Source organism: Nocardia thraciensis, assembly GCF_054782435.1.
On sequence record NZ_BAAGSM010000050.1, the window covers coordinates 139,747 to 166,658 of the forward strand.

6 protein-coding genes are annotated in these 26,912 nt (G+C 72.6%); 3 read left to right on the plus strand and 3 right to left on the minus strand.

Features of this window, described 5'->3' with window-relative positions; translation table 11 throughout:
- Positions 1-129: 129 nt before the first annotated feature.
- The gene (locus ACYVLQ_RS30410) at positions 130-23,073 is read left to right on the plus strand and encodes a non-ribosomal peptide synthetase (protein WP_460700966.1); all 22,944 of its coding nucleotides are present in this window, start codon (positions 130-132) and stop codon (positions 23,071-23,073) included.
- Complete coding sequence (locus tag ACYVLQ_RS30415) at positions 23,070-23,291, plus strand: zf-HC2 domain-containing protein (RefSeq protein ID WP_460700967.1); 222 nt, start codon at positions 23,070-23,072, stop codon at positions 23,289-23,291. Before ACYVLQ_RS30410 ends, ACYVLQ_RS30415 begins: the two co-directional genes overlap by 4 nt.
- Before the next feature lie 26 nt (positions 23,292-23,317).
- On the opposite strand, the gene ACYVLQ_RS30420 is transcribed toward ACYVLQ_RS30415, so the two are convergent.
- Positions 23,318-23,704 carry a zf-HC2 domain-containing protein gene (locus ACYVLQ_RS30420; RefSeq protein WP_460700968.1) on the minus strand — a complete coding sequence of 129 codons (387 nt, stop codon included), beginning with the start codon at positions 23,702-23,704 and terminating at the stop codon, positions 23,318-23,320.
- Positions 23,701-24,306, minus strand: coding sequence for an ECF RNA polymerase sigma factor SigK (sigK, locus tag ACYVLQ_RS30425; protein ID WP_460700969.1), 606 nt, complete (start codon positions 24,304-24,306; stop codon positions 23,701-23,703). The genes ACYVLQ_RS30420 and sigK overlap by 4 nt, the downstream gene beginning before the upstream one ends.
- A gap of 408 nt (positions 24,307-24,714) precedes the next feature.
- Here sigK and ACYVLQ_RS30430 point away from each other — a divergent pair, with 408 nt between their 5' ends.
- Positions 24,715-25,452 (plus strand): PP2C family protein-serine/threonine phosphatase, encoded by a 738-nt coding sequence (locus ACYVLQ_RS30430; protein ID WP_460700970.1) that lies wholly within the window; start codon positions 24,715-24,717, stop codon positions 25,450-25,452.
- A gap of 365 nt (positions 25,453-25,817) precedes the next feature.
- On the opposite strand, the gene ACYVLQ_RS30435 is transcribed toward ACYVLQ_RS30430, so the two are convergent.
- The gene (locus tag ACYVLQ_RS30435; protein ID WP_460700971.1) at positions 25,818-26,909 is read right to left on the minus strand and encodes a lycopene cyclase family protein; all 1,092 of its coding nucleotides are present in this window, start codon (positions 26,907-26,909) and stop codon (positions 25,818-25,820) included.
- Between the last annotated feature and the right edge of the window lie 3 nt (positions 26,910-26,912).

The window sequence follows — 26,912 nt, forward strand, 5'->3', positions numbered from 1 at the left end:
AACCGACCAATCCGTTTGACCCCTGGGCAACGACTGCCCCATGGAGCCCGCCGATGCGATTCCGGCCCCGGGCCCATCACCTGCGTCACCGCTGTCTCGCACCACCCCACCCCCGAATGGAGCGACTGCATGACCTCGTTGGCCCCCGAGTCCGCTGGCCGTACCGAGCCCGCGGCCCCGAGGCGCTTCCCCCTTTCGGCCGCACAGTCCGGAATTTGGAACGCTCAGTACATCGCTCCGGACGTGCCGCTGACGGTCGCCCAGTACGTCGACGTTCCCGGTGGGTTCGATATCGAGTCCTTCGACGAGGCGATTCGCGGGTGCGCGGACGATCTGCAGAGCTTCCGGCTGCGGATCGTCGAGGTCGACGGTACGCCGTACCAGCTGGTGGATCCCGAGGCCCCGCTCGCGTCCGAGGTGGTCGACCTGCGGTCACAGGCCGATCCCATGGCCGCCGCGCGACGCTGGATGGAGCGCGACGCGAGTACACCCATGCCGGTGCTGGGCCCGCTGTTCCGCTCCGCGGTGTTGCGGATCGCCGACACCCACTACCTGTGGTACGCGAAGATGCACCACATCGCGATCGACGGCTACGGCTCGATGCTGCTGGTCGCCCGAATCGTGGAGCGGTACAACGCGATCGTCGGCGGCGGCGAGCTGAGTGGTTCCGCCGCCGCGGACCTGTGCGCGGTGTACACGGCGGAACTGGAGTACCGCGAGTCGGAGGCCTTCACCGAGGATCGGCAGTACTGGTCGGAGCGGCTGCGCGGCCTGCCCGAATGGTTCGGCCTGAGCGACAATCCCGCACCGGCGAGCGGGCGCCGCCGGACCGAGGCCGGGACCATCGACGCCGCGGCCACCGCGCTGTTCGGTTCGGCGCGAGAGCGTTTCGGGGTCTCGCGTCCCGCCCTGTTCCTCGCGGCGCTGGCCGGATATTTCGCCGCGGTCACCGGAACCCGCGATGTGGTGCTGAGCCTGCCGGTGACGGCGCGGACCACCCCGCTGCTGCGCGCGTCGGCGGGGTACGTGTCGAATGTGGTGCCGCTGCACGTCGCGGTGGAATCCGGCGCCACCGTGGACCGGCTCGTGGGCGCGGTCGCGGAACGCCTGGAGGAGGCGCTGCGGCACCAGTGCTACCGCCACGAGGATATGCGCAGGGATCTCGGCATCGCCGACAACCGCCGCGGATTCTTCGGACCTGTCGTCAATATGATGCTGTTCCACAACCGAATTCGGCTCGGAGCGGCCGACGCGACGATCCACATGGTGTCCACCGGTCCGGTCGAGGACCTGTCGATCACCCTCTACAACGGCGCGGGCGACGACGGGCTGCACATCGACTTCATCGCCAACCCCGATCGCTACGACGCCGCGGAACTGGGGACCCACCACCGCCGTTTCCTGAACTACCTCAGCGGATTCCTGGCGGCCGGGCCGCGGGCGGTGGTCGCCGACCTGCCCCTGGTGAGCGCGGACGAGCGGCGGCTCCTCGTCGCGGAGGACGCGCCCGCCGTCTCGGCCGAGACCACCCTGGCCGAGGTGTTCGACGCCGTGGCCGAGGCGCACACCGACGCGGTGGCGGTGCGGTGCGGCGCCGACAGCCTGACCTACGGCGAACTGCGGCGGCGGGCGAATCGGCTGGCGCACAGCCTGATCGAGGCGGGCGCCGGAGCCGAGACGCTGGTGGCCGTGGCGCTGCCGCGGTCGGTGGACCTGGTCGTCGCGATCGTGGCGGTGGTGCGGTCGGGCGCCGGATACCTTCCGGTCGACCCGTCGTATCCCGCGGAGCGGATCGAGTACCTGTTCGCCGACGCGCGCCCGGTGTGCGCGGTGGCGACCGACGAGGTGCGCGATGTCGTGCCCGCGGGCCTACCCGTGATCGATCCGAATCCCGCCGACGCCGCCGACCGATCGCCGGTCACCGACGCGGACCGCCGAGTCCCGCTGCGCCCGGACCACACCGCCTACGTCATCTACACCTCGGGCTCGACGGGACGGCCGAAGGGCGTGCAGGTCCCGCACCGCAATGTGACGACGCTGTTCGCGAGCACGCAGGCGCGGTTCGGATTCGGCGCCTCGGACGTGTGGACGATGTTCCACTCGCACGCCTTCGACTTCTCGGTGTGGGAGCTGTGGGGCGCGCTGCTGTACGGCGGCACGCTGGTGGTGGTGGACCGCGACACGGCGCGGTCGCCGGAACACCTGCTGGAGCTGCTGCGCCGGGAGCGCGTGACGGTCCTCAACCAGACGCCGTCGGCCTTCTATCAGCTCGACGCGGCGGAAGCCGCCGCACGGCAGCGGAATGCGCGGGACGAACAGCCGTTGTCCTTGCGCTACATCGTATTCGGCGGCGAGGCACTCGAATTGCGCCGACTGGCAGGCTGGTTCGAACGCCACGGCGACCGCGCGCCGCAGTTGGTGAACATGTACGGCATCACCGAGACCACGGTGCACGTGACCCATCGGGGCCTGGATCTGCCGGATGCGGCGCGGCGCCACGCCGGTGGCATCGGTCGGGCGCTGCCCAGCCTGCGTACGCTGCTGCTCGACAGTCGGCTGCGGCCGGTGCCGGTGGAGGTTCCGGGTGAGATGTACGTGGCGGGCGAGCAGTTGGCCCGCGGCTACCTGGGGCGGCCGGGCCTGACGGCCACCCGGTTCGTCGCGAACCCGTTCGGCGCGCCCGGATCCCGGATGTACCGCTCCGGCGATCGCGCGCGGTGGAACGCCGAGCGGCGGCTGGACTACCTCGGCCGTGGCGACGATCAGGTGAAGATGCGCGGATTCCGCATCGAACTCGGCGAGATCGAGGCGGCGCTGCTGACCCAGGGCGGGGTGCGGTCGGCCGCGGCTGTCGTGCGCGAGGATGTGCCCGGCGACCGGCGGATCGTCGCCTATCTGGTCGGCGACCCGGGGGCGGCGCCCGATACGGCCTCGGTCGGCGCGGGTGTCGCCGCCGTGCTGCCCGAGTACATGGTGCCCTCGGCGTACGTGGTGCTCGACGCGATCCCGTTGACCGCCAACGGAAAACTGGACCAGCGGGCGCTGCCCGCACCCGCGGCGCCGGTGCGGGCCTATCGCGCGCCCGGAACGCCCATCGAGCACGCGACCGCGCAGACCGTGGCCGAGGTGCTGGGGTTGGATCGGGTGGGCCTGGATGACGGCTTCTTCGCGCTCGGCGGCAATTCGCTGTCGGCGGCCCGCGCCGCCGCCCGGCTCGGCGCGGTGGTGGGGGCGCGGCTGCCCGTGCGCCTGTTCCTCGAGGACGCCACCGTCGCCGAACTCGCGGCCCAGGTGCGGCGGCACATGGGCGGCGAGGCGGAGCCGGTGCGGCTCGCGGCGCGGCCGCGCCCGGCGCGGATACCGCTGTCGCCCGCGCAGCAGCGCCTGTGGTTCATCAACCGGTTCGATCCCGAATCGAGCACCTACAACATCCCGTTCGCGATGCACCTGCGCGGCGAGCTGGACACCGACGCGCTGCGCGCGGCCGTGCAGGATCTCGTCGAGCGGCACGAGACGCTGCGCACGGTCTACCCGGACGGCGACGAGGGGCCGAGCCAGGTGATCGTGCCCGCCGCCGAGTCGGAGGTGTCGCTGCCGGTCGTCGACGTCGACGCGGACGAACTGCGAGACCGGTTGCGGGAGTTCGCGAGCGCGGGCTTCGATCTGACCGTCGACACGCCGCTGCGGGTGCGGTTGCTGCGCACGGGACCCGGGCAGCACGTGCTCGCCATCGTCGTGCACCATATCGCGGCCGACGGCTGGTCGCTGACGCCGCTGGCCGACGATCTGGCCGCGGCCTACCGCTCCCGCCGCGCCGGACGGGCGCCGGACTGGGCGCCCCTGCCCGTGCAGTACGCGGATTACAGTGTCTGGCAGCGGGATTCGCTCGGCGACGAATCGGTGCCCGGCACCCGTGCCGCCGTGCAGCTGGCCTATTGGACCCAGCGGCTGGCGAATCTGCCGGACGAGCTGACCCTGCCCTGTGACCGGCCGCGCCCGGCCGCGCAGTCCTTCCGCGGCGGGCGCGTGCCGGTGTCGATCGACGCCGACCTGCACGCGGGACTGGTGGAGCTGGCGCATACGGGCGGCGCGACGCTGTTCATGGCGGTGCACACCGCGTACGCCATGCTGCTGGCGCGGCTGTCGGGGATGTCGGATATCGCGGTGGGAACGCCGATCGCGGGCCGCGGCGAACGCGAACTCGACGGCGTGATCGGCATGTTCGTGAACACCCTGGTGTTCCGGACCGGTGTCGACGGCGCCGACTCGTTCGCCGCCCTGCTCGACCGCCAGCGCGAGGCCGACCTCGGGGCGTTCGCCCATGCGGAGGTGCCGTTCGAGCGGCTGGTGGAGGCGCTCAATCCGGTGCGGTCGACGGCGCGCCACCCGCTGGTCCAGGTCGGATTCTCGTTCCAGAACCTGGCTCCGGTGGAGATCGACCTGCCCGGGCTCACCGTGTCCTCGGCCGAAATCGACCTGCGAATAGCGCAATTCGACCTGCAGTTGGTCGTCGCGGACCGCTATGACGAGACGGGTGCGCCCGCCGGTATCACCGGCCACCTGGCGTACGCGGCCGATCTGTTCGACGAGTCGACCGCGGCCGCGATCGCCGACCGCTTCCAGCGCCTGGTGCGCGCCGTCGTCCGGGCGCCGCACCGCCCGGCGGGGGATTTCGAGGTGCTCGCCGCCCACGAGCGGCACACCATGCTGCACGAATGGAACGCAACCCGCCACGGGGTGCCGGAAACCACCCTGGCGGCCCTGTTCGCCGAGCAGGCGGCCCGCACGCCGGAGGCCGTGGCCGTATCGGCCGACGGCGAGGAACCGGCGCGCTCGCTCACCTTCGCGGAGTTCTCGGGCCGCGTGAATCGCCTGGCGCGCCACCTGATTTCGCTCGGCGTGCGACCGGAGACCCGGGTCGCGCTCGGGATGCGGCGCTCGGTGGACCTGGTCGTCGCGATGTACGCCGTCTCGGTGGCGGGCGGTGCGTACGTGCCGCTGGATCCGGATCAGCCCGCGGATCGCCGGGACTACATTCTCGACGTTGCCGCGCCGCTGTGCGTGCTGACCACCGCCCGCGATCGGACCTCGCTGTCCGCGTCCGTCCCGATGATCGATGTCGACGAGCTGGAGCTGACGGGAGTCTCGGCGGCGCCCGTGACCGATCGCGATCGGCCCTCGGCGCTGCTGCCGCAGCACACCGCGTACCTCATCTTCACCTCCGGATCGACCGGGCGGCCCAAGGGTGTGGCCGTGCCGCACGGGGCGATCGTGAACCAATTGCTGTGGAAGCGAGCCGCATTCGCGCTCGGCACCGGCGACACGGTGCTGGTGAAGACCCCGGCCACCTTCGATCTGTCGGTGTGGGAGTTCTGGTCGGCGCCGCTGAGCGGCGGCAGCATCGTGGTGACCGCGCCGGACGCCCATCGCGATCCGGTCTATCTGGCGAAGGCCATCGAGACCCATCGGGTTTCGGTGCTGCACCTGGTGCCGTCGACCCTGGACGCCCTGCTGTCCACCGGTGCGTCTCTGCCCTCCTCGCTGCGCGCGGTGCTGGTGATCGGCGAGGCGCTGCCGGGACCGGCGGCCCGTCGTTTCCGCGAATCCAATCCCGGCGTGGAGCTGTGGAACCTGTACGGCCCCACCGAGACCGCGGTGTCCATCACCGCGCGTCGCGTCGTCGACGACTGCGCGGGCACGGTGCCGTTGGGCGTGCCGGAGTGGAACAGCCAGGTGTACGTGCTGGACGCGCGCCTGCGCCCGGTGCCGCCGGGGACCGCGGGCGAGCTGTATCTGGCGGGCGCTCAAGTGGCCCGCGGTTATCACGGGCGGCCCGGGCTGACCGCGGAACGCTTCGTGGCCCAGCCCTTTTCGGAGCGGGCGGGCGAACGCCTGTATCGCACCGGCGATCTGGTGCGCTGGACCACCGCGGGCGAGCTGGAGTATCTGGGCCGCACCGACTGCCAGGTGAAGATCCGCGGCTTCCGGATCGAGCTGGGGGAGATCGAGGCGGCGCTGCTGGCGCTCGACGAGATCGCCGCGGCGGCCGTGGTCGCGCACGGCGACGAGCAGGCCGGTGACCGGCTGATCGCCTATCTGGTGGCCGCCGCGGGGGAGACGATCGATACCGCGAACGTGCCCGCGCAACTGGCCGCCGCACTGCCGTCGTATATGGTTCCGGCGGCGTTCGTGGTGCTGGAGACACTGCCGCTGACCGCCAACGGCAAACTGGACCGCGCCGCGCTGCCGGTCCCGGCGGTCGAGCTCGCGGAGTTCCGGGCGCCGGTGACGCCGCACGAACAGCTGGTCGCCGGGGCCTACGCGGAGGTGCTCGGCCTGGCGTTGGTCGGGCTCGACGACGACTTCTTCGCCCTCGGCGGTACCTCGCTCACCGCCACCCGGGTGGCCGCGCGGCTGAGCGCGGCGGCGCGTGCCCCGATCGGTGTGCGGTCGCTGTTCGAGGCGCCGACCGTGTCGGCACTGGCCGCGCTCGTGGGTCGGCAGACGGGGACGCGCGAGCGGCCTTCGCTGTCCAGTGGTGCACGGCCGCAGCGGATTCCGCTGTCCCCGGCCCAGCAGCGGCTGTGGTTCCTGAACCGGTTCGACCCGTATTCGGGCGCCTACAACATCGCGATCGCGCTGCGACTGCACGGCGAGCCGGACGTGCCCGCGCTGACGGCGGCGCTCGGTGACGTGGTGGCGCGGCACGAATCGCTGCGGACCGTCTATCCCGACGGCGCCGAGGGGCCGTCGCAGGTGGTCCTCGCGGCGGCCGCGCCGGAGCTGCCGGTGGAGGAGGTGTCGCCCTCGGAGGCCGAGGACCGGCTGCGCCGGATCGCCGGTCGAGGATTCGACGTGACGACCGAGACGCCGCTGCGAGCACACCTGCTGCGCACGGGGACTCACGACTACGTGCTCGGCCTGATCGTGCACCACATCGCCGCCGACGGGGCGTCGCTGCCGCCGCTGGCCCGCGATCTGGCCGCGGCGTACGCGTCCCGGTGCGCGGGCGCGGCCCCGGACTGGGAGCCGCTGCCGATCCAGTACGCCGATTACAGCCTGTGGCAGCGCGCAGTGCTGGGCGACGAGGACGATCCGGCGAGCGTGTCCGCGCTGCAGCTGGGCTACTGGCTGAACCGGCTCGCCGACCTGCCCGAACGCCTGGAGCTGCCGACCGATCGGCCGCGGCCCGCCGTGGCGTCGCAGCGCGGGGCCACGGTCACCGCACGGGTGGGCGCGGCGGCGCACGCGGCGGTGGCCGGGGTGGCGCGCCGGGGCGGGGCGAGTGTGTTCATGGTGGCTCACGCCGCGCTGGCGGCGCTGCTGTCGCGGCTGGGCGCGACCGGCGACGTATGTATCGGGACCCCGATCGCCGGACGCACCGACGGCCGACTGGACGCGCTGGTCGGGATGTTCGCCGGAACGCTGGCCCTGCGCACGCACGTGGACGGCGCCGACCGGTTCACCGACCTGCTGGCCGCGGTGCGCGAGAACGACCTGGACGCCTTCGCACATGCGGACATCCCGTTCGAGCGGCTGGTGGAGGTCCTCAACCCGGTGCGGTCCACCGCGCACCATCCGCTGTTCCAGGTGATGCTGTCGGTGCACGACTCGGCACCGCAGCCGGTGCGGCTGCCGGGCCTCGCGGTGGCGGCCGACGAGATCGAATCCGCCGTCGCGACCTGGGATCTGCAGTTCACACTCGTCGAGCGCTATCGCGGCGATCGCACGCCGGACGGCCTCGAGCTGCGCCTGACCTACGCCACGGACCTGTTCGAGCCGGCCTCCGCGGAGGCGATCGCGCGTCGCTTCACCGGGCTGCTGTCCGCCGTCGGCGCGGATCCGTCGCTCACCGTCGGCGATATCGACCTGCTGGACCGGCGCGAACGCGCCGCGCTGGTACCCGCGCGGGGCGGCGCCCCGGCCCCGGCGGCCACGCTGGGCGACGCGTTCGGCCGCGTCGCGGGCGGGCACGGGGATCGGGAAGCGATCCGGTCGGGCTCGGCGACGCTGACCTATCGCGAACTCGACGAACGCTCGAACCGGTTGGCGCGCATGCTGATCGCGCAGGGGATCGGTCCCGACGACGTGGTCGCGGTGGCCTTCCCGCGCTCGGTGGAGTCGGTCGTCGGCGTGCTCGCGATCGCCAAGACCGGGGCGGCGTTCCTGCCGATCGACCAGCGACACCCGGTCGATCGGATCCGCTATATGCTGTCCGATGCGCGGGTCCGGGTCGGATTGGCGGCGCAGGGCGACGCTGCCCGCCTGCCGGCGGAGGTGCGCTGGTTGACTCCCGAGGACGCGGAGGCGACAGCCGCCGCTGTCACCGACGCCGAGCGCGTCCGGCCGCCGCACGTCGACGACGTCGCGTACGTGATCTACACTTCGGGTTCCACCGGCACGCCGAAGGGCGTCGCGGTCACCCACCGCGGGCTGTCCAGCCTCGCCGCCGAGCAACGCGAGCGCTACGGTGTCGAACCCTGTTCTCGGGTACTGCATTTCGCCTCGCCGAGCTTCGACGCGTCCATACTGGAACTGCTGCTGGCCTTCGAGGCGGGGGCGGCGCTGGTGCTGGCCTCGCCCGAGATCTACGGCGGCGACGAGCTGGCCGGGCTGCTGGCACGGGAGCAGATCACCCACGCGTTCGTCACGCCCGCCGCGCTGGCCACCGTCGAGGCCGTGCCGCTGCCGCGGCTGGGCTGCGTGATCGTCGGCGGCGACGCCTGCGATGCCGAGCTGGTGCGGCGCTGGGCGCCGGGCCGCGAGATGTTCAATGCCTACGGACCGACCGAATCGACAGTCGCGGTGACGATTTCCGCGCTGCGCCCCGATGCGCCGATCGAACTGGGCCGCCCGATCCGCGGCGCGAGCGTTGCGGTGCTGGACGCCAGGCTGCGTCCCGTGCCGCCGGGCGTGGTGGGTGAGCTGTATCTCGCCGGGCCGGGACTGGCGCGCGGCTACCACCGGAAGGCGGGCGCGACGGCGGGCAGGTTCGTGGCGAATCCGTTCGGCGCCGTGGGCGAAAGGATGTATCGCACCGGGGATCTGGTGCGGTGGACGGCCGCCGGAACGCTCGCCCTGGTGGGCCGCGCCGACGACCAGGTGCAGGTGCGCGGCTTCCGGATCGAGCCGGGTGAGGTCACCGCGGCGGTGGCGGCCTGCCCGGGTGTGCGGTTCGCGCACACGGAGGTGCCGCGCGACGGCCTCGGTGAATCGCGCATCGTGACCTACGTGGTCGGCGCGGACGGGACACGTCCGGATCCGGACGCGCTCCGGGGCCGGGTGGCCGATCGGCTTCCGGCACACATGATTCCGGCGGCCATCGTCGTGCTGGAGTCGATTCCGCTCACCGCGGCGGGCAAGCTGGACCGCCGGGCGCTGCCCGAACCCGACTTCGGCGTGACGGCGCGGCCGGGCCGGAACCCGGTGACCGCCAACGAGATTCTGGTCGCCGCGGCCATGGCCGAGGTGATCGGGGTGGATAGCGTGTGCGCCGACCACACCTTCTTCGAGCTGGGCGGCAATTCGCTGTCGGCGACGCGCCTGGTGGCGCGGATCGCCACCCGGTCGGGACACCGCCTCGGCGTGCGCAGCGTCTTCGAGCATCCGACCGCGGCGGGACTGGCGGCGCTGCTGGACGATGCCGACGGGGACGGCGGCCGCGCGTGGCCCGCGCTGACCGGCGGCGAACGGCCGCAGCGGATCCCGCTGTCGACCGCACAGCAGCGGCTGTGGCTGCTCAACCGCTTCGACGTCGCCGCGGGCACCTACAACATCGCCATCGGCCTGTGGCTGCGCGGCGCACTGGACATCGACGCGCTGACGCTGGCCCTGCGCGACGTCGTCACGCGGCACGAGAGCCTGCGTACGCGCTTCCCCGACACCGACGCGGGCCCCGTCCAGGTCATCGTCGCGGAGCACGAAGCGGCCCTGGCGGTTCCGGTCATCGGGGGCACGCCCGAACAGGCCCGGGACCGGGCGCGGACCCTGGCCGCGCGCGGCTTCGACCTCACCACCGAACTCCCGCTGCGCGCCGAACTGGTCCGCACCGGGGACCGAGAGCACCTGCTGGCGCTGGTCATTCATCACATCGCCGCGGACGGGTGGTCGCTGGAACCGCTGGCCGCCGACGTGATGACCGCTTACACGGCACGCAGGTCCGGTGCGGCTCCGGCGTGGGAGCCGCTCGCGGTGCAGTACGCGGACTTCAGCGTGTGGCAGCGCGCGGTACTGGGCGAGGAGCACGATCCCGGCAGCGCACTGTCGCGCCAGGCGGCCTACTGGACCGAGCGGCTGGCGGGCCTGCCCGACTGCCTGGAACTGCCGGTCGACCACCCCCGGCCGCCGGTGGCCTCGCAGCGCAGCGCCGCCGTGACCGCGCGGCTCGGCGCGGCCGTACACGGGCGGCTGGCGAACGTGGGCCGCGACCGCGACGCGAGCCTGTTCATGGTCCTGCACGCGGCGCTGGCGGTGCTGCTGGCCCGGCTGTCCGGCACACGCGATATCGCGATCGGCACGCCGATCGCCGGACGTACCGAGGAGCAGCTGGACCGCCTCGTCGGCATGTTCGTCGGAACTCTGGTGCTGCGCACCGATATCGACGGCGGGCGCTCGTTCGACGACGTGCTGGAATCGGTGCGCGCCGCCGACCTGGACGCGTTCGCGCACGCGGACCTGCCCTTCGAGCGGGTGGTCGACCTGCTGAACCCCGTGCGGTCCACGGCATTTCACCCGCTGTTCCAGGTGATGCTGTCGGTGCAGAACTCCGAGCCGGTGCGGATCACGCTGCCGGAACTCGAGATCAGCGGCGAGCGCGTCGACTCCGGCGCGGCCGGGTTCGACCTGCAGTTCACGCTGACCGAGTCGCACTCCTCGGACGGCCGTCCCCAGGGCGTCGAGCTGCGCCTGGACTATGCCACCGACCTGTTCGCGGCCGGGACGGCCGAGCGCCTCGTGGACCGGTACACCGCGATCCTCGAGGCCGTGGCACGCGACCCGATGGCCGCCGTCGGCGACATCGAGCTGCTGGAGGCGGCGGAGCACGCGGCGCTGGTGCCTGCCCGCGGCGGCGCCGCCCTCCCCGCGGCCACCCTGCCGGAGCTGTTCGCGGCGGCCGCCGCCGTGCCGGATCGCCCTGCGCTGCGGTGTGATTCGGCGGCGTTGACCTACGGGGAGCTGGACGAGCGGTCGAACCGCCTGGCGCGGGCGCTGATTTCGCGCGGCGTCGGTCCGGGCGACGTCGTGGCGCTGGCACTGGCGCGCTCGGTGGAATCGGTTGTCGCGGTACTCGCGGTGAGCAAGGCGGGCGCGGCGTACCTGCCGGTGGACCTGCGCTATCCGGTCGAGCGGATCCGGCACATGCTCGCCGACTCCGGCGCCGAGATCGGCGTCACCGCGGCGGATCCCGCGGGGCTGCCGGGCGCGGTGGACTGGCTGCCGGTTTCCGAGGGCGCGGACGGCCGTGCGGTCACCGACGCGGACCGGGTGCGGCCGCTGTCGGTGGACGACATCGCCTACGTGATCTACACGTCGGGTTCGACGGGCGTGCCCAAGGGTGTCGCGGTGACACATCGTGGCCTGGCGAATTTCGCTGCGGAACAACGTGATCGGTACCGCGTGGAACCGGACTCGCGAACGCTGCACTTCGCCTCGCCGAGCTTCGACGCGTCGGTGCTGGAGTTGCTGCTGGCCTGGTGCGCGGGCGCGACGATGGTGATCGCGCCGCAGCATGTGTACGGCGGCGACGAGCTGGCGGAACTGCTGGAGCGCGAGCAGGTGTCGCACGCCTTCCTGACCCCGGCCGCGCTGGCGAGCGTCGATGCGCGATGGCGACTGCCCCGGCTGCGTGCCCTGGTGGTGGGCGGCGAGGCCGTCGCCGCGGAACTCGTGCAGCGCTGGGCGCCGGGCCGCGCGATGTTCAATGCCTACGGGCCGTCGGAAGCGACTGTCGCGCCGGTGCTCTCGGACGCGCTGCGTCCGGAGCGGCGGGTCGAACTGGGCCGTCCGATTCGCGGCGCGGGCGTGGTCGTGCTGGACGCGCGGCTGCGCCCGGTGCCGGTCGGCGTCGTGGGAGAGCTGTACGTGCTGGGATGCGGTGTGGCCCAAGGGTATGTGGGCCGTACCGGCTTGACGGCGTCGCGATTCGCGGCCTGTCCGTTCGGTGCGCCGGGCGAGCGCATGTATCGCACCGGAGATCTGGTGCGGTGGTCGGCGGGCGCGCTGGTCTTCGTCGGGCGCTCCGACGACCAGGTGCAGGTGCGCGGCTTCCGGATCGAGCCCGGTGAGATCACCTCGGTGGTCGGGGCGCTCCCGGGAGTGCGGCTGGCGCACACCGAGGTGCGGACGGATCCGCGGGGCGAACGCCGGATCGTGTCCTACGTGGTGCCCGGCGACGGGGCGGCCGTGGATCCGGAATCCGTGCGACGCCACGCGGCGGGCCGTCTGCCCGCGCACATGGTGCCCGCGGCGGTGGTCGTGCTGGCCGAGATTCCGCGCGGCCCCTCGGGCAAGCTGGATCGCTCCGCACTGCCGGAGCCGACGTTCGGCAGCGGCGGCCGCGCACCCGAGACGCCGCACGAGGTGCTGGTGGCCACGGCGATGGCCGAGGTGATCGGCCTCGACACGGTGGGCGCCGAGCACAGCTTCTTCGATGTCGGCGGCAACTCGCTGCTGGCCACCCGCCTGGTCGCCCGGGTCGCGGACGCGACCGGGCAGCGGCCGACGGTGCGTTCGGTCTTCGAATACCCGACCCCGGCGGCGCTCGGCGCGGCCCTGGAATCGGGCGAATTCGTGTGCGGCACAGCGCGTCCCGCGCTGACGCCGCGGCCGCGCCCGGAGCGCGTCCCGCTGTCGGCCGCGCAGCGGCGGCTGTGGTTCCTCGACCGCTTCGACACCGGATCCGGCCTGTACGGCATCCCGATGGCGCTGCGCATGCGGGGCGAACTCGACGCCGGGGCGCTGGCCGCGGCGCTCGCCGATGTCATCGAGCGGCACGAGGTGTTACGCACGGTGTTCCCGGACACCGGTGACGGGCCCTGCCAGGTCGTGTGCGCGACCGAGGCTCCGCGGCTGGATCCGATCGATGCCCCGGGCGGCGGGCTCGATGCCGCATCGATCATCGAATTCGCCACCGCCGCTTTCGATCTGACGGCGGAACCGCCGCTGCGGGCGCGTCTGTTCCGGATCGAGGCGGACGAGCACCTGCTGGTGCTGGTCCTGCACCACATCGCCGCTGACGGCTGGTCGCTGGGCCCGCTCGCGGACGACGTGATGACCGCCTACGAGGCCCGCCGACAGGGCGCGGCGCCGGGCTGGGAGCGACTGGCCGTGCAGTACGCGGACTTCAGCCTGTGGCAGGACGAACTGCTCGGCGACGAGGACGATCCGGAGAGCCTCGCGGCGACGCAGCTCGATTACTGGCGGACCGCGCTCGACGGGCTGCCCGAATCCCTGGAGCTGCCGGGTGACCGGCCCCGCCCGTCGGTGGCGTCGCATCGCGGCGCCTCGGTGGCCACGCGGGTGGACGCGGAATTGCACGGTGCGCTGGTGGAATTGGCCCGCGCCCACGACGCGAGCGTGTTCATGGTGCTGCACGCCGCCCTGGCGGTCCTGCTCGGCAGGCTCGGCGGCACCGACGATGTCGCGGTCGGCACCGCGCTGGCGGGCCGCTCCGAGGTCGGGCTGGACCGCCTGATCGGCATGTTCGTGGCCACCGTGGTGCTGCGGGCGCGAGTGCGTGCCGACGAGCCGTTCGCCGAACTGCTGTCCGCGGTGCGCGACGGCGACCTGGACGCGTTCGCGCACGCCGATATCCCGTTCGAACGACTCGTGGAGGAGCTGAACCCGGCGCGCTCGGCCGCCCGCCATCCGCTGTTCCAGGTGATGCTGTCGGTCCACGACAACGCCCCGGAGACCCTGCGGCTGCCCGGACTCGAGGTAGTCACCGAGGAGATCGACTGCGGCACCGCCAAATTCGACGCCCAGTTCACGGTGACGCAGACCTGGACCGATGAGCGCGAACCGGCCGGGCTCGACCTGTGCCTGACCTACGCCACCGACCTGTTCGACGCCGCGACGGCGGAATCGCTGGCCGAACGGCTCATCCGGGTGCTGGCCGCGGTGGTCGCGCGGCCGCGAGTCGCGGTGGGCGACATCGAGCTGCTGAACGACCGGGAACGCGCGGCACTGGTGCCCGCCCACGGCGGCGCCGCGGTCACCCCGGCGCCGCTGGCGGACTGCTTCACCGCCACGGCGGCACGGTTCGCGGACCAGACCGCGGTGCGGTGCGGTTCGGTCGAGCTGACCTATCGCGAGCTGGACGAGCGGTCGAACCGCCTGGCGCGGGCGCTGATCGGCCGCGGTATCGGCCCGGGCGACGTGGTGGCGGTGGCCCTGGCGCGGTCGGCGGAGTCGGTGCTCGCCGCGCTGGCGGTGACGAAGACGGGGGCGGCCTTCCTGCCGATCGACACCGGGTACCCGGCCGAGCGGATCCGGCACATGCTGTCGGATTCCGCGGTCCGCATCGGACTGACCGACACGGCCGACGCGGCCACGCCGCCGGGACACGCGGTGTGGCTGGCGATCTCGGAGCTGGACGGCGGCGATCCGTCGCCCGTCGGCGACGGCGACCGGGTGCGGCCGCTGTCGGTGGACGAGGTGGCCTATGTCATCTACACGTCCGGTTCCACGGGTGTGCCCAAGGGCGTCGCCGTGACCCATCGTGGCCTGGCGAACTTCGCCGAGGTGCAACGCGACCGCTACGGCGTCGAACCCGGTTCGCGGACCCTGCATTTCGCGCTGCCCATCTTCGACGCCGCGGTCCTGGAGGCGCTGCTGGCGTGGTGCGCGGGCGCGACGATGGTGGTTGCGCCGTCCGATGTCTACGGCGGGGACGACCTGGGCCGGTTGCTCGAACGCGAGCGCGTGTCGCACGCGTTCATCACGCCCGCGGCGCTGGCGAGCGTCGACTCGGACCGGTGGCCGCTGCCGCGGCTGCGGAGCCTGGTCGTCGGCGGCGAGGCCTACGGCGCGGAACTGGTGGATCGGTGGGCGCCCGGGCGGAGATTCCTCAACGCCTACGGTCCGACCGAGACCACCATCATCATGCTGCTGTCGCGGCCGCTGTCGCCCGGCGACCGGCTCGGGCTGGGCGGGCCGATTCGCGGTGCGGGCGTGGTGCTGCTGGACGACCGGCTGCGTCCGGTCCCGCCAGGGGCGGCGGGTGAGCTGTACGTCATGGGCTGCGGACTGGCGCGCGGATACGTGCGCCGCGCGGGCCTGACGTCCGGGCGGTTCGTGGCCTGCCCGTTCGGCGAGCCCGGCGCGCGCATGTATCGGACCGGCGACGTGATGCGCTGGTCCGGCGGCGAACTGGTGTTCGTGGGCCGCTCCGACGACCAGGTGAAGCTGCGGGGCATGCGGATCGAGATGGGCGAGATCACCGCGGTGGTCGCGGCGCTCACGGGAGTGCAGCTGGCGCACACCGAGATTCGCGAGGACGAGTCCGGGGAGGGCCGCATCGTGACCTATGTGGTCCCGGCCGAATCGGCCGAGCTGGAACCCCGGGCGCTGCGCCGCGGCGCCGCGGAACGCCTTCCGGCACATATGGTTCCGTCGGCGATCGTGGTGCTCACCGAGGTGCCGCTGACCCCGACCGGCAAGCTCGACCGCAGGGTCCTGCCCGCGCCGGTGTTCGACGCCGCGACGGCGCCGGGACGCGCACCCGCCACCCCCACCGAGCGGCTGGTGGCCGCCGCGATGGCGGAGGTGGTCGGCCGCGAGACGGTCTGCGCCGACCACAGCTTCTTCGACCTGGGCGGCAACTCGCTGTCGGCCACCCGGGTGGTGGCGCGGATCGGGTCGGCCACCGGCCACGCGATCACGGTGCGCGCGGTGTTCGAGCATCCGACTCCCGCCGGGCTGGCCGAGCTGATCGATGCGGCCGCTCCGGGCGGCGGGGCGCCGCGTCCGGTGCTGGCCGCGGGGGCGCGGCCGGAGCGGATCCCGCTGTCCCCGGCGCAGCAGCGACTGTGGTTCCTGCACCGCTTCGACCCGGCCTCGGGCGCCTACAACATCCCGCTCGTGCTCCGGCTGCGCGGCGAACTCGACGCGGGCGTGCTGGAGACGGCCATCGCGGACGTGATCGACCGGCACGAGGTGCTGCGCACGATCTATCCCTCGGATGTCGACGGGCCGGTGCAGGTCGTGCTGCCCGCGCGGTCGCCGCGGCTGCCGGTGGCCGAATGCGCGGCGGATGAGGTGGAGGCCGTCCTCGCCGAATTCGCCACCGCCGGTTTCGATCTCGCGGTGGACCCGCCCGTGCGGGCCAGGCTGTTCCGGATCCGGCCCGACGAGCACCTGCTGGTGCTGGTCCTGCACCACATCGCCGCCGACGGCTGGTCGCTGGCGCCGCTGGCGACCGATGTCGCGGCGGCGTACGAGGCGCGCCGCGCGGGTGCGGCGCCGGCGTGGGAACCGCTGGGCGTGCAGTACGCCGACTTCAGCCTGTGGCAGCGCGCGGCGCTCGGCGACGAGCACGACCCGGACAGTGTGCAGGCGCGGCAGGTGCGGTACTGGACCGAGCGCCTGGCCGGGCTGCCCGAATGCCTGGAACTGCCCGGCGACCGGCCGCGCCCGGCGGTGTCGTCGCATCGCGGCGCCTCGGTGCTGTCGCGGGTGGACGCCGAGGTGCACGGTGCGCTGGAGGACCTGGCGCGGGCGCGGGACGCCAGCATCTTCATGGTGCTGCACGCGGCGCTGGCGGTGCTGCTGGCCCGCATCGGCGGCAGCCGCGACATCGCCATCGGCACCGTCGTCGCGGGCCGCACCGAGCCGCAGTTGGATCCGCTGATCGGCATGTTCGTCGGAACGCTGGTGCTGCGGACCGCCGTGGACGACGGCAGGCCGTTCACCGAACTGCTGGACGCGGTGCGCGACGGCGACCTGGACGCGTTCGCGCACGCCGACATCCCGTTCGAGCGGCTCGTAGAGGTGCTCGAACCGCGCCGGTCGACCGCGCACCATCCGCTGTTCCAGGTCGGGCTGTCGCTGCACAACCTCACCCCGGCGCGGCTGCGGCTGCCCGGTCTGGAGGTGGTCAGCGAGGATGTCGACCCGGGCATCGCGAAGCTGGACCTGCAGTTCACGGTGACGCCGTCGTGGGTCGACGATCGGCCGGGCGGACTCGAGGTCTGCCTGACCTACGCCACCGATCTGTTCGACGCAGAGACCGCGCAGGCCCTGTCGGAGCGGTTCGTCCGGGTGCTCGGGTCCGTGGTCGACCGGCCGGACGCCGCCGTCGGCGATATCGATCTGCTGGGTGCGCCGGAGCGGGCGGCGCTGGTCCCCGCGCGCGGCGGTGCGGCGGCCCACCCGCTGCCGCTCCCGGCGCTGTTCGCCACGGCCGCGTCCGATCCGAACCAGGTCGCACTCCAATACGATTCGGTGCGGATGAGCTACGGCGAACTGGACCGCCGGGCGACGCTGCTGGCCGCGTCGCTGGCCGAGCGCGGTGTCGGTTCCGGCGACGTGATCGCCCTGGGCATGGCCCGATCGGTGGAATCGGTGGTCGGCTCGCTCGCCGTCGCCAAGACCGGCGCGGCGTTCCTGCCCGTCGACGTGCGGTATCCCGCCGATCGCATCCGATACATGCTGTCGGATTCGGGCGTCCGGATCGGCATCACGCGGCCCGCGGACCGCGCCTCGTTACCCGGCGAGATCGACTGGCTGACAGCGGAAGACGTCGGCACGCCCGGCGCGGAGGCGCTCGACGCGGTGCGCGACCGGCGCGTGCGCGACGACGACCTCGCCTACCTCATCTACACCTCCGGATCGACCGGGCGGCCCAAGGGCGTCGCGATCACGCACCGCGGCCTGCACAACTGCGCGGCCGCGGCGCGCACCCGGTTCGGCATCGAATCGAGTTCGCGCACACTGCATCTGGCCTCGCCCAGCTTCGACGTGGCCATGCTCGAACTGCTGATGGCGTGGAGCGCGGGAGCCACCATGGTGATCGCGCCCGCCGACGTCTTCGGCGGCGACGAACTGGGCGCGTTGCTCGACCGCGCCGAGGTGACGCACGCCGTGGTCACCCCCGCGGTGCTGGCGACCATCGATCCGGACCGCTGGCCGCTGCCGCGGCTGCACCGGCTCATCGTCGGCGGTGAGGGTTTCGACGCGGATCTGGTCGCACCCTGGCTGGCGGGCCGCGAAGTGGTCAACGGGTACGGCCCGTCCGAGTCGACGATCGCGACCACGCTGTCGGAGCCCCTGCGGCCCGGCGCGTCGATCGTGCTCGGCCGCCCGATGTGCGGCGTGACGACCGTGGTGCTGGATCCGCGGCTGCGGCCGGTCACTCCGGGCGCGGTCGGCGAACTGTACGTCGGCGGTATCGGGCTCGGCCGCGGCTACCACCACCGGCCGGAGCTGACCGCGGCGCGGTTCGTCGCGAACCCGTTCGGGCACAGCGGGGAACGGCTGTATCGGACGGGAGACCTGGTGCGGTGGACGCGGGCCGGGGACCTCGTATTCGTGGGTCGCGCCGACGACCAGGTGAAGGTGCGCGGATTCCGCGTCGAACTCGGCGAGATCACCACGGTGGTATCCACCTGTCCGGGAGTGCGGTTCGCGCACACCGAGATTCGCGCGGATGCCGCCGGACGCTCCCGCATCGCCACCTATGTGGTGTGCGATGACCGGGCGGTGCGCGCCGTCCGGGAATTCGCCGCGCGGCGCCTGCCGCCGCACATGGTGCCGGAGGCCGTCGTGGCGATTGCGTCGGTGCCGATGACGCCGACCGGGAAGATTGATCGGAAAGCGTTGCCGGAACCGGTATTCGACGCGATCGGCACCGGGCGCGCCCCCGAGACCGACGGCGAGAAGCTGGTCGCGGCGGCGATGGCGGAGACGGTCGGCCGGGGCGAGGTCGGGGCCGATCAGAACTTCTTCGAGCTGGGCGGCAATTCGCTGTCCGCGACGCAGCTGGTGGCCCGGATCGCCGCCGCGGGCGGGCCGCGACTGGGTGTGCGCGCGGTCTTCGACCACCCGACGCCCGCCGGGCTGGCGGTACTGCTCGCGGCCGCCCCCGCCGCCGACCGCCCGGTCCTGCGGCGGCGCGAGCGGCCGGAGCGGATCCCGCTGTCCGCGGCGCAGCAGCGCCTGTGGTTCCTGAACCGGGCCGACACCGCCTCCGGCGCCTACAACATCCCCGTGGTGCTGCGCCTGCGCGGCGAACTCGACACCGCGGCGCTGTCGCGGGCGCTCGCCGACGTCGTGTGGCGACACGAGACGCTGCGCACCGTCTTCCCGGATTCGGTGCACGGCCCCGGCCAGGTGGTCACGGCCGCCGCGGTGCCGCTGGAGACCGTCGATCTCGACGGCGCCGCGGTGGCCGAGTACGTGCGGCGTTCGGCCGCACGGGGATTCGACCTGACCATCGAGCTCCCGGTGCGGATGGCGCTGGTGCGGATGTCGGCAGGGGAGCATGTCCTCGTCGTCGTGCTGCACCACATCGCGGCCGACGGTGGCTCGGTGCTGCCGCTGGCCACGGATCTGGCGACGGCGTACGAGGCACGGCTGCGGGGCGCGCCGCCGCGGTGGGCGCCGCTGCCGGTGCAGTACGCCGATTTCACCCTGTGGCAGCGCGAATTGCTCGGCAGCGACGACGATCCGGACAGCGCCGCGGCCGCGCAGCTGGCCCACTGGCGGCGCACGCTGGACGGTCTGCCGCAGTGCCTGCCACTGCCGACCGACCGGCCGCGCCCGCCGATTCCCAGCCATCGGGGCGCCACCGCGACCACGACCATCGACGCCGCGGCGCACCGCGCGATCCACGAGCTGGCCCGCAGGCACGACGCGTCGGCCTTCATGGTGCTGCACGCCGCGCTGGCGGCACTGCTGTCGCGGCTCGGCGACAGCGGCGACATCGCGATCGGCACGCCGCTGGCGGGGCGCGACGACGTCCAGCTCGACCGCCTGATCGGCATGTTCGTCGGAACCCTGGTGCTGCGCACCGAGATCGACCGGGCCCGCGGATTCGAGGAACTGCTCGCCACCGCGCGCGAGACCGATCTGAACGCGTTCGCCAATGCCGACATCCCGTTCGAGCGCCTGGTCGAGGTGCTGGATCCGGTGCGCTCCACCGCGCACCATCCGCTGTTCCAGGTAATGCTGTCGGTGCACAGCGCGGCGCCGGTCGGCCTGCGCCTGCCCGGTGTCGCCGTCGAGGCCGAGCAGGTGGAGGTCGACACCGCGAAGTTCGACCTGCAGTTCACCTTCGTGGAGTCGTTCGCCGGTGCGGACGAGCCGGACGGCATCGAGCTCAGCGTGACCTACGCGACCGACCTGTTCGACGGGCGGACCGCGGAGCAGCTCGCCGAGCGGTTCGTGCGGCTGCTCGCGGCGGCGGTCGCCGAGCCCCGCCGCGCCGTCGGCGATCTCGACCTGCTGGCCCCGTCGGAGCGGCGCGAGCTGTCCCCGGTTCGCGGTCGAGAGTCCTGCGGCACAACGAGTTTCCCGGACCTCTTCGCCGCGGCCGTCGCAGTGGACCCGGGCGCGGTCGCGCTGCGCTGCGGCACGCGCGAGCTGACCTACGACCAGCTCGACCGGGCGACGAACCGGCTGGCCCGCGCCCTGCTCGCGGCGGGCGCGGGCCCGGAGCGGGCGGTCGCCGTCGCGCTGCCGCGATCCATGGAATGGGTCTCGGCGGTGCTCGCGGTGGCGAAGACCGGCGCGGCCTTCCTGTCCATCGACCCGGCCTATCCGCGGGACCGCAAGGACTACATGGTCGCCGACTCGGGCGCTCGGATCGGCGTGACCGCTTCGACCTGCCGGCCCGACCTGCCCGACGGCCCGCAGTGGCTCGTGCTGGACGAGGCCGACCTCACGGCGTTGTCCGAGGAGCCGATCACGGCGGGCGAACGCGGCACCGTGGCGCGGATCGAGCACCCCGCCTACGTGATCTACACCTCCGGCTCGACGGGAACCCCCAAGGGCGTCACCGTGACGCATGCGGGCCTGGCCGACTTCGCCGGGGAACTGACTGGCCGGGCGTCGGTGCGTCCGGGCGCGCGGGTGCTGCATTTCGCCTCGCCCGGATTCGACGCCGCGGTGCTCGAACTGCTGTTCTCGGTGGGTGGCGCGGCGACGCTCGTGATCGCACCCCCCGACATCTACGGCGGCGCCGAGCTGCGGGATCTGCTTGCCACGCAACGGATCACTCACGCGTTCGTGACACCCGCGGCCCTGGCGACCGTCGATCCGGAGGGCCTCGACGACCTCGAGGTGGTCATGGTCGGCGGCGACCGGACGGGACCCGAACTCGTCGAACGGTGGGTAGCGCCGCGGGGCTCGAACGCGACGCCGCGTCGCATGTACAACGCCTACGGCCCCTCCGAGGCCACGGTCGCCGCGACCCTCAGCCACCCGCTGCGCCCGCGTATGCCGGTGACGCTCGGGGGCCCGATCCGCGGATTCGGCCTGCTGGTCCTCGATGCCAGACTGCGGCCGGTACCGGCCGGGGTGCCCGGCGAGCTGTACCTGATGGGCCCCGGCCTGGCGCGCGGATATCACGGCAGGTCCGGGCTGACGGGCGCGCGGTTCGTCGCGAACCCGTTCGGCGCGCCGGGCGATCGGATGTACCGCACCGGGGACCTGGTGCGCTGGGCGCCGCACGCCGCCGAGCACGAGTTGGACTACCTCGGCCGCACCGACGACCAGGTGAAGATCCGCGGCTTCCGCATCGAACTCGGCGAGATCGACGCCGCCCTGGTGCGGCACCCCGCAGTGGATCACGCGGTGACCGTGCCGCGTCGCCTGCCCACCGGGGCGCAGGCCCTGGCCGCCTACGTCCAGCCGGTGCCCGGTGCCCGGTGCACCGCCGCCGACCTGCGGGCCTACCTGACGGATCTGGTGCCGAATTACCTGGTGCCACAGGCGATCACGGTGCTCGACGCGCTGCCGGTGACGGTCTCGGGCAAGGTGGATCGTGCCGCGCTGCCGGATCCGGAGTTCAGCGCGGGCGCGCCGTACCGGGCGCCGGCCGGTGCGGCGGAAGCGGCGCTGTGCGCGGCGTTCGAGGAGGTGCTCGGCGTGCGCGCGGTCGGCGCCGACGACAGCTTCTTCGACCTGGGCGGCACGTCGCTGCTGGCGACCCGGATGGCGGCGGTGCTGCGTGAGCGGCACGGGCTCGAGGTGCCGGTGCAGGCGGTCTTCCTGGCCCCGACCCCGGCGGGTATCGCGGCGCGGATCGGAGCATCCGGCCCCGGTGACGCGGCCCTGGCCGATACCGCCTTCCAGACGATGCTGCCGATTCGCGCGCAGGGCGCACAGGCGCCGCTGTTCTGCGTGCACTCCGTGAGCGGCGTGTCGTGGAGCTACGCGGGGCTGGTCACCCATCTGGAACCCGAGCGGCCGGTGTACGGGCTGCAGATGCCGCACCTGACCGACGCGACCGGTCCGGACACGGTGCCGGAACTGGCCGCCCGCTACATCGAGGAGTTGCGCCGGGTGCAGCCGGAGGGTCCGTACCATCTGCTCGGCTGGTCGCTCGGCGGCCTGATCGCCTACGAGATGGCCGTGCAGCTCACCGCGGCGGGCGATACGGTCGCGCTGCTGGCGCTGCTGGACAGCCGGGTCCTGGCGGACGAGCCGGAGGCCCCGGAGCCGAGTACCGGCGAACTGCTGGGCGCCCTGCTCGACGACGACGAACTGCGTGAGTCCGAGGTGACGGCCGAGGAGGCCGCGCGCCTGCTGCGGGAGCGGCCCGGTCCGTTCGCCGCGCTGACGCCCGGCCACATCGAGCGGCTGTACGCCGCCTACCTGGCGGGCAGCCGGATGGGATCACGGTATCGGCCGCCCCGGTACGAGGGTTCGCTGCTGTACTTCACCGCGGCCGCGGACTCCGGGCCGAATCTCGGTGCGGCACAGTGGGATCCGCTGGTCGGCGGCGATTTGCGCGAACATTCGGTCCCCTGCACCCACGGGGCGATGACCGGGCCGGAGGCGCTCGCCGACATCGGGGCGGTACTGCGGGATCAACTCGGCGTCGCCGATGCGCGCACGGATGCCGAATCGTGACGGCGGGTTCGGAGTGGCACGGTCTGAGCGGAGCGTACGTCCTGGACGCGCTCACCGATGCCGAACGGGAGGTCTTCGAGCGTCACCTGACCTGGTGCTCGCGCTGCGCGCAGGAGGTCGGGGAACTGCGGGAGGTGGTGGTGCGCCTGGCGGAACGCCTGGCGTGCCAGCCCGATCCCGGGCTGCGGGCGCGCATTCTCGCGGATCTCGCGGAGTGATCGGGAACGATGCGGCCGGATCTCGGCTACGCGTGCGAATGCCCCGGCGGCCGGTTGGCCGCCGGGGGCGCGTCCGGCGGCGCGGGGGCCGTGGTCGCCACGGCAATCTCGGTCTCGAGCTTCTTGGGCCAGCGGCGGCCCGGGCGCGGCGCCGCGGGCGGCGGCTCCGGTTCCTCGGGGGGACGCTGCGGTGTTGCCCGAATGCTGTCGAGGACCCGTTCGCGCATGCCGGGCGCCGGGGTCCGCGCGCACGCGACCGCAATCTGGACCACGGCCGCGCGCAATTCGGCCACATCCCTTCCGCAGGACGGGCAGTCGCCGAGATGGTGTTCGAAGGCATGGCGTTCGTCTTCGGGGAGCGAGTCCAGAACGTATGGTGCGGTGAGATCGCGGATCGGGGCCGAACAAGTCACTGATGTGCTCCCAAATATTCACGCAGACGAATCAGACCGTCACGCATTCGGGTCTTGACCGTTCCGACCGGGGTGCCCAATACCTGGGAGACCTCTCGGTATGTATAGCCGCCATAGTAAGCCAGCACAATCGATTGACGCTGGAGCTCGGTGAGCTTGTCGAGCGCCTGCCGCACCTCGCGGGTCTCCATTCGGGCCAGGGTCGCCTCGACCACCTCGTCGACCGGACGTCTGACGTCCAGCTGCTCGATCCGGTCCTCGCGGTCGGAGCAGGCCTGCTCGTGCCGCACCCGGTCGATCGCGCGGCGGTGCGCCATCGTGACGGCCCACGCCATCACGTTGCCCGGCTGCTCGCAGAACTTCGGAGCCTTCAGCCAGATCTCCAAGAGCACCTCCTGGGTGACCTCTTCGGATCTCGGGCGATCGCGCAGAATCCTTGCGACGACCCCCAGCACGGGACCCGCGACGATGTCGTACAGATCGGCGAAAGCCTGTTCGTCACCCGCGGCGACACGTTCGATCAGCGAATGCAGCGTCGCATCCGTGTCGATGATGTCGCCGGCAGGGACGCCACCCGACGATCCTCGGGCGCGGATGACCATTCAGTGTCCTTCCAAACCGGCGTCCAATGCGTTCGACCTCACAGAAGCGAGTCGTCGCCAACGCGGCCCCGGATTGGTTCCGGACAGAAAAAATCTTCTACGCCCCGCGAAATGCCGGCCGGGACGCACTGGTCCTGGACGCGGTCGCCGGTGGCGGAGTTGCCGGTCAAGGGTATCGACTTATGGAGGCCCGATCCTTTCGCGGTTGGTTGACACAGGGAAGTCGAAGCGATCGCGCGGGTGGATTGGTCGTGCGGGCGTGATTCCGGCCCGTTCCACCTGCTATCGAATCGTGATCATCTCGTGCCCCCTTTCACAGGGAGCGCACGGTTGACTCTTGGATTGCCGGCGTTTACTCGAATTGTGCTGATCGGCAGCACGCGCAGGCCACTCCGAGGAGGCCAGGCTGTGGACACCGCACCCACCACCGCCATCACCCGCCGCGAGCTGATCCGGCTCACCGGAATCACAGGACAGTCGGTGAGCAGGCGCGGGGCGCGTTCGATCAATGCCGACGCGGTGGCCGGTCACACGGATGCGGAGACGGGGTGCACCGCGTTCGTCGTGGCCGACGGGATCGGTGATCATCTGCTGGCCGCGCGCGCCGCCCGCACCGCGGCGGTCGTCGCGGCGACCGAGGCGGCCCGGCACGGTCCGCAGTCGGGCATCCTGGCGGCCCAGCGGGAGCTGCTACGCGAATTCCCGGAGCCGAGCGCCGACGCCGTGCTCGTCGTCGCCGTGCTGCCCGACGACCGGACCGGCGGCAGCTGCGAGATCGCCTGGGTGGGCGACTGCCGCGCCTACCGGTGGAACGGTCGGGTGCTGCACCAGATCACCACGGACCACACCGTTTCGGAGTATCTGCGCGCCCGCGGGCTGGATCCGGCGCCCCGGATGAGCCACATGGTGTACACGACCACGCGCACGGTGCGGGCGGCCGATATCGGATACGCCGTCACGGGCACCAGCTCCGGCCGCCTGCTGCTGAGCACCGACGGCGTTCACAAGCGCCTCACCATCTCCGAGATCAAGGACATCCTCAACGCCCAGCCGACCCCGGACCTCGCGGCGGAAGCCCTGGTGGACAACGCCTTACAAACCGGCGGCACCGACAACACCACCGCCCTCGTGGTAGACAGCCGCTGACCCGCCGAGGAATTCCGCAACGCCCCGCCAGCCATTCCCGGCACGGTATGGATCCCGGCCAAAAGCATGCCGGGAAATGAGGGTGGCCGTGCACGCCGGATGTCGATGGCCGTGCACGCCGGGTCTGGGTGGTGGTGGTGCACGTCGGGTGTGGGTGGTGGTGCACGTCGGGTGGTGGTGGTTGCACCTCGGGTTTGGGTGGTGCACGTCGGGTTTGGGTGGTGCGCGTTGGGTGTCGGTGGTGTGTGTTGGGTGTGGGTGGTGTGTGTTGGGTGTGGGTGGTGTGCGTCGGGTGTGGGTGGTGGTGCACGTCGGGTGTGGGTGGTGGTGCACGCTGGGGCTGTGGTGAATGGGTGGCGTTGCGGTTACTTCGGTGGGCTGAGGGTGGCGGTGAGGAGGGTTCGGCGTAGGGGCCATGGGAGGGTTCGGAACAGGGTGCTCATGGCGAGGGCCGTGGCGGGGAGGTCGTCGCGGGCGGAGAGGTAGGCGCGTTGCAGGGCGGGGGGTAGGGAGAAGAACGCGTCGAAGAAGTGGGGGATGTCGGCCGGGGGGAGTGCGAGCAGGGCGCGCAGGCCTGCGCAACGCAACCCGTGGACCGTCCGCGCCGAGACCGGCCAGATCGAGGAGCCGCAGGCGAGGGCGTCGGCCGCAGCGAGGGATGCGGCGACGCTGAAGCCGGTCGCCGGATGCAACAGCCCGCCCGCGGCGCCGAAGCGGCGCGCGCCGGGACGCCCGCCCTGCACCGGGAACCGCACCCGCTCCACCGGCTCGTCGCCGCCGAGTTCGATACCGCGGCACCGCAATCGGGCCCGCAGGCGCTCCCGCAGTTGTGCTCCGCCGAGAGCGGGACGGCCCGCCAGGCAGGTCTCCTCCAGTAGGTACCGGTCGGCATCGAGCGGGATCGCATAGAGGAACGAGGGCGGTTCGTCCGGCGCCGCCCCGTTGTCCGGCCGCCAGTCCATGAACAGCGGCTCGGACCATCGGTCGCGCGGCACCACCACGCCGTATGCGGTCTGCTCGGCGCGAGCAGGAGAGCGGGCGAGGCCGCGGGCGTCGATCACCCGGTGCGCGGTGAGCACACCGCCGGACGAAAGCCGCACCCACTCCGGGCCTTTCGCGCCGCGCCGGGGGCGGCCGATCTCGACGACACGATCCGCGACCACCCGGGCCCCGCCCAGGTCCATCGAATCCCGCAGCGCCGCAACATCGAACACCGCATAGCGACGATCCAGCTCGAACCGTCGTGTGCCCCAGACGGCCGGACGTGCGACCGTCGCGGCGATCGTGGACGTGGCGATCCACTCCGGCAGCTCGTCCTCCCACGCCGCGTACGTGGCGGTCCAGCGCCGTTCGGGATTCGGGTCGACCGCCGTCACCGACAACCCGCGCATCAGCGCCCGATGCGCGAGCGTCCGCCCGGCGGGCCCGAGCCCGCACACGAGGAGGTCGGGAGTCACACG

Bases quoted from the DNA above. Each gene is read 5' to 3' on its own strand.
- ACYVLQ_RS30410 (WP_460700966.1), top strand. From the start codon at position 130: ATGACCTCGTTGGCCCCCGAGTCCGCTGGCCGTACCGAGCCCGCGGCC.
- sigK (WP_460700969.1), bottom strand. From the start codon at position 24,306: ATGGTCATCCGCGCCCGAGGATCGTCGGGTGGCGTCCCTGCCGGCGAC.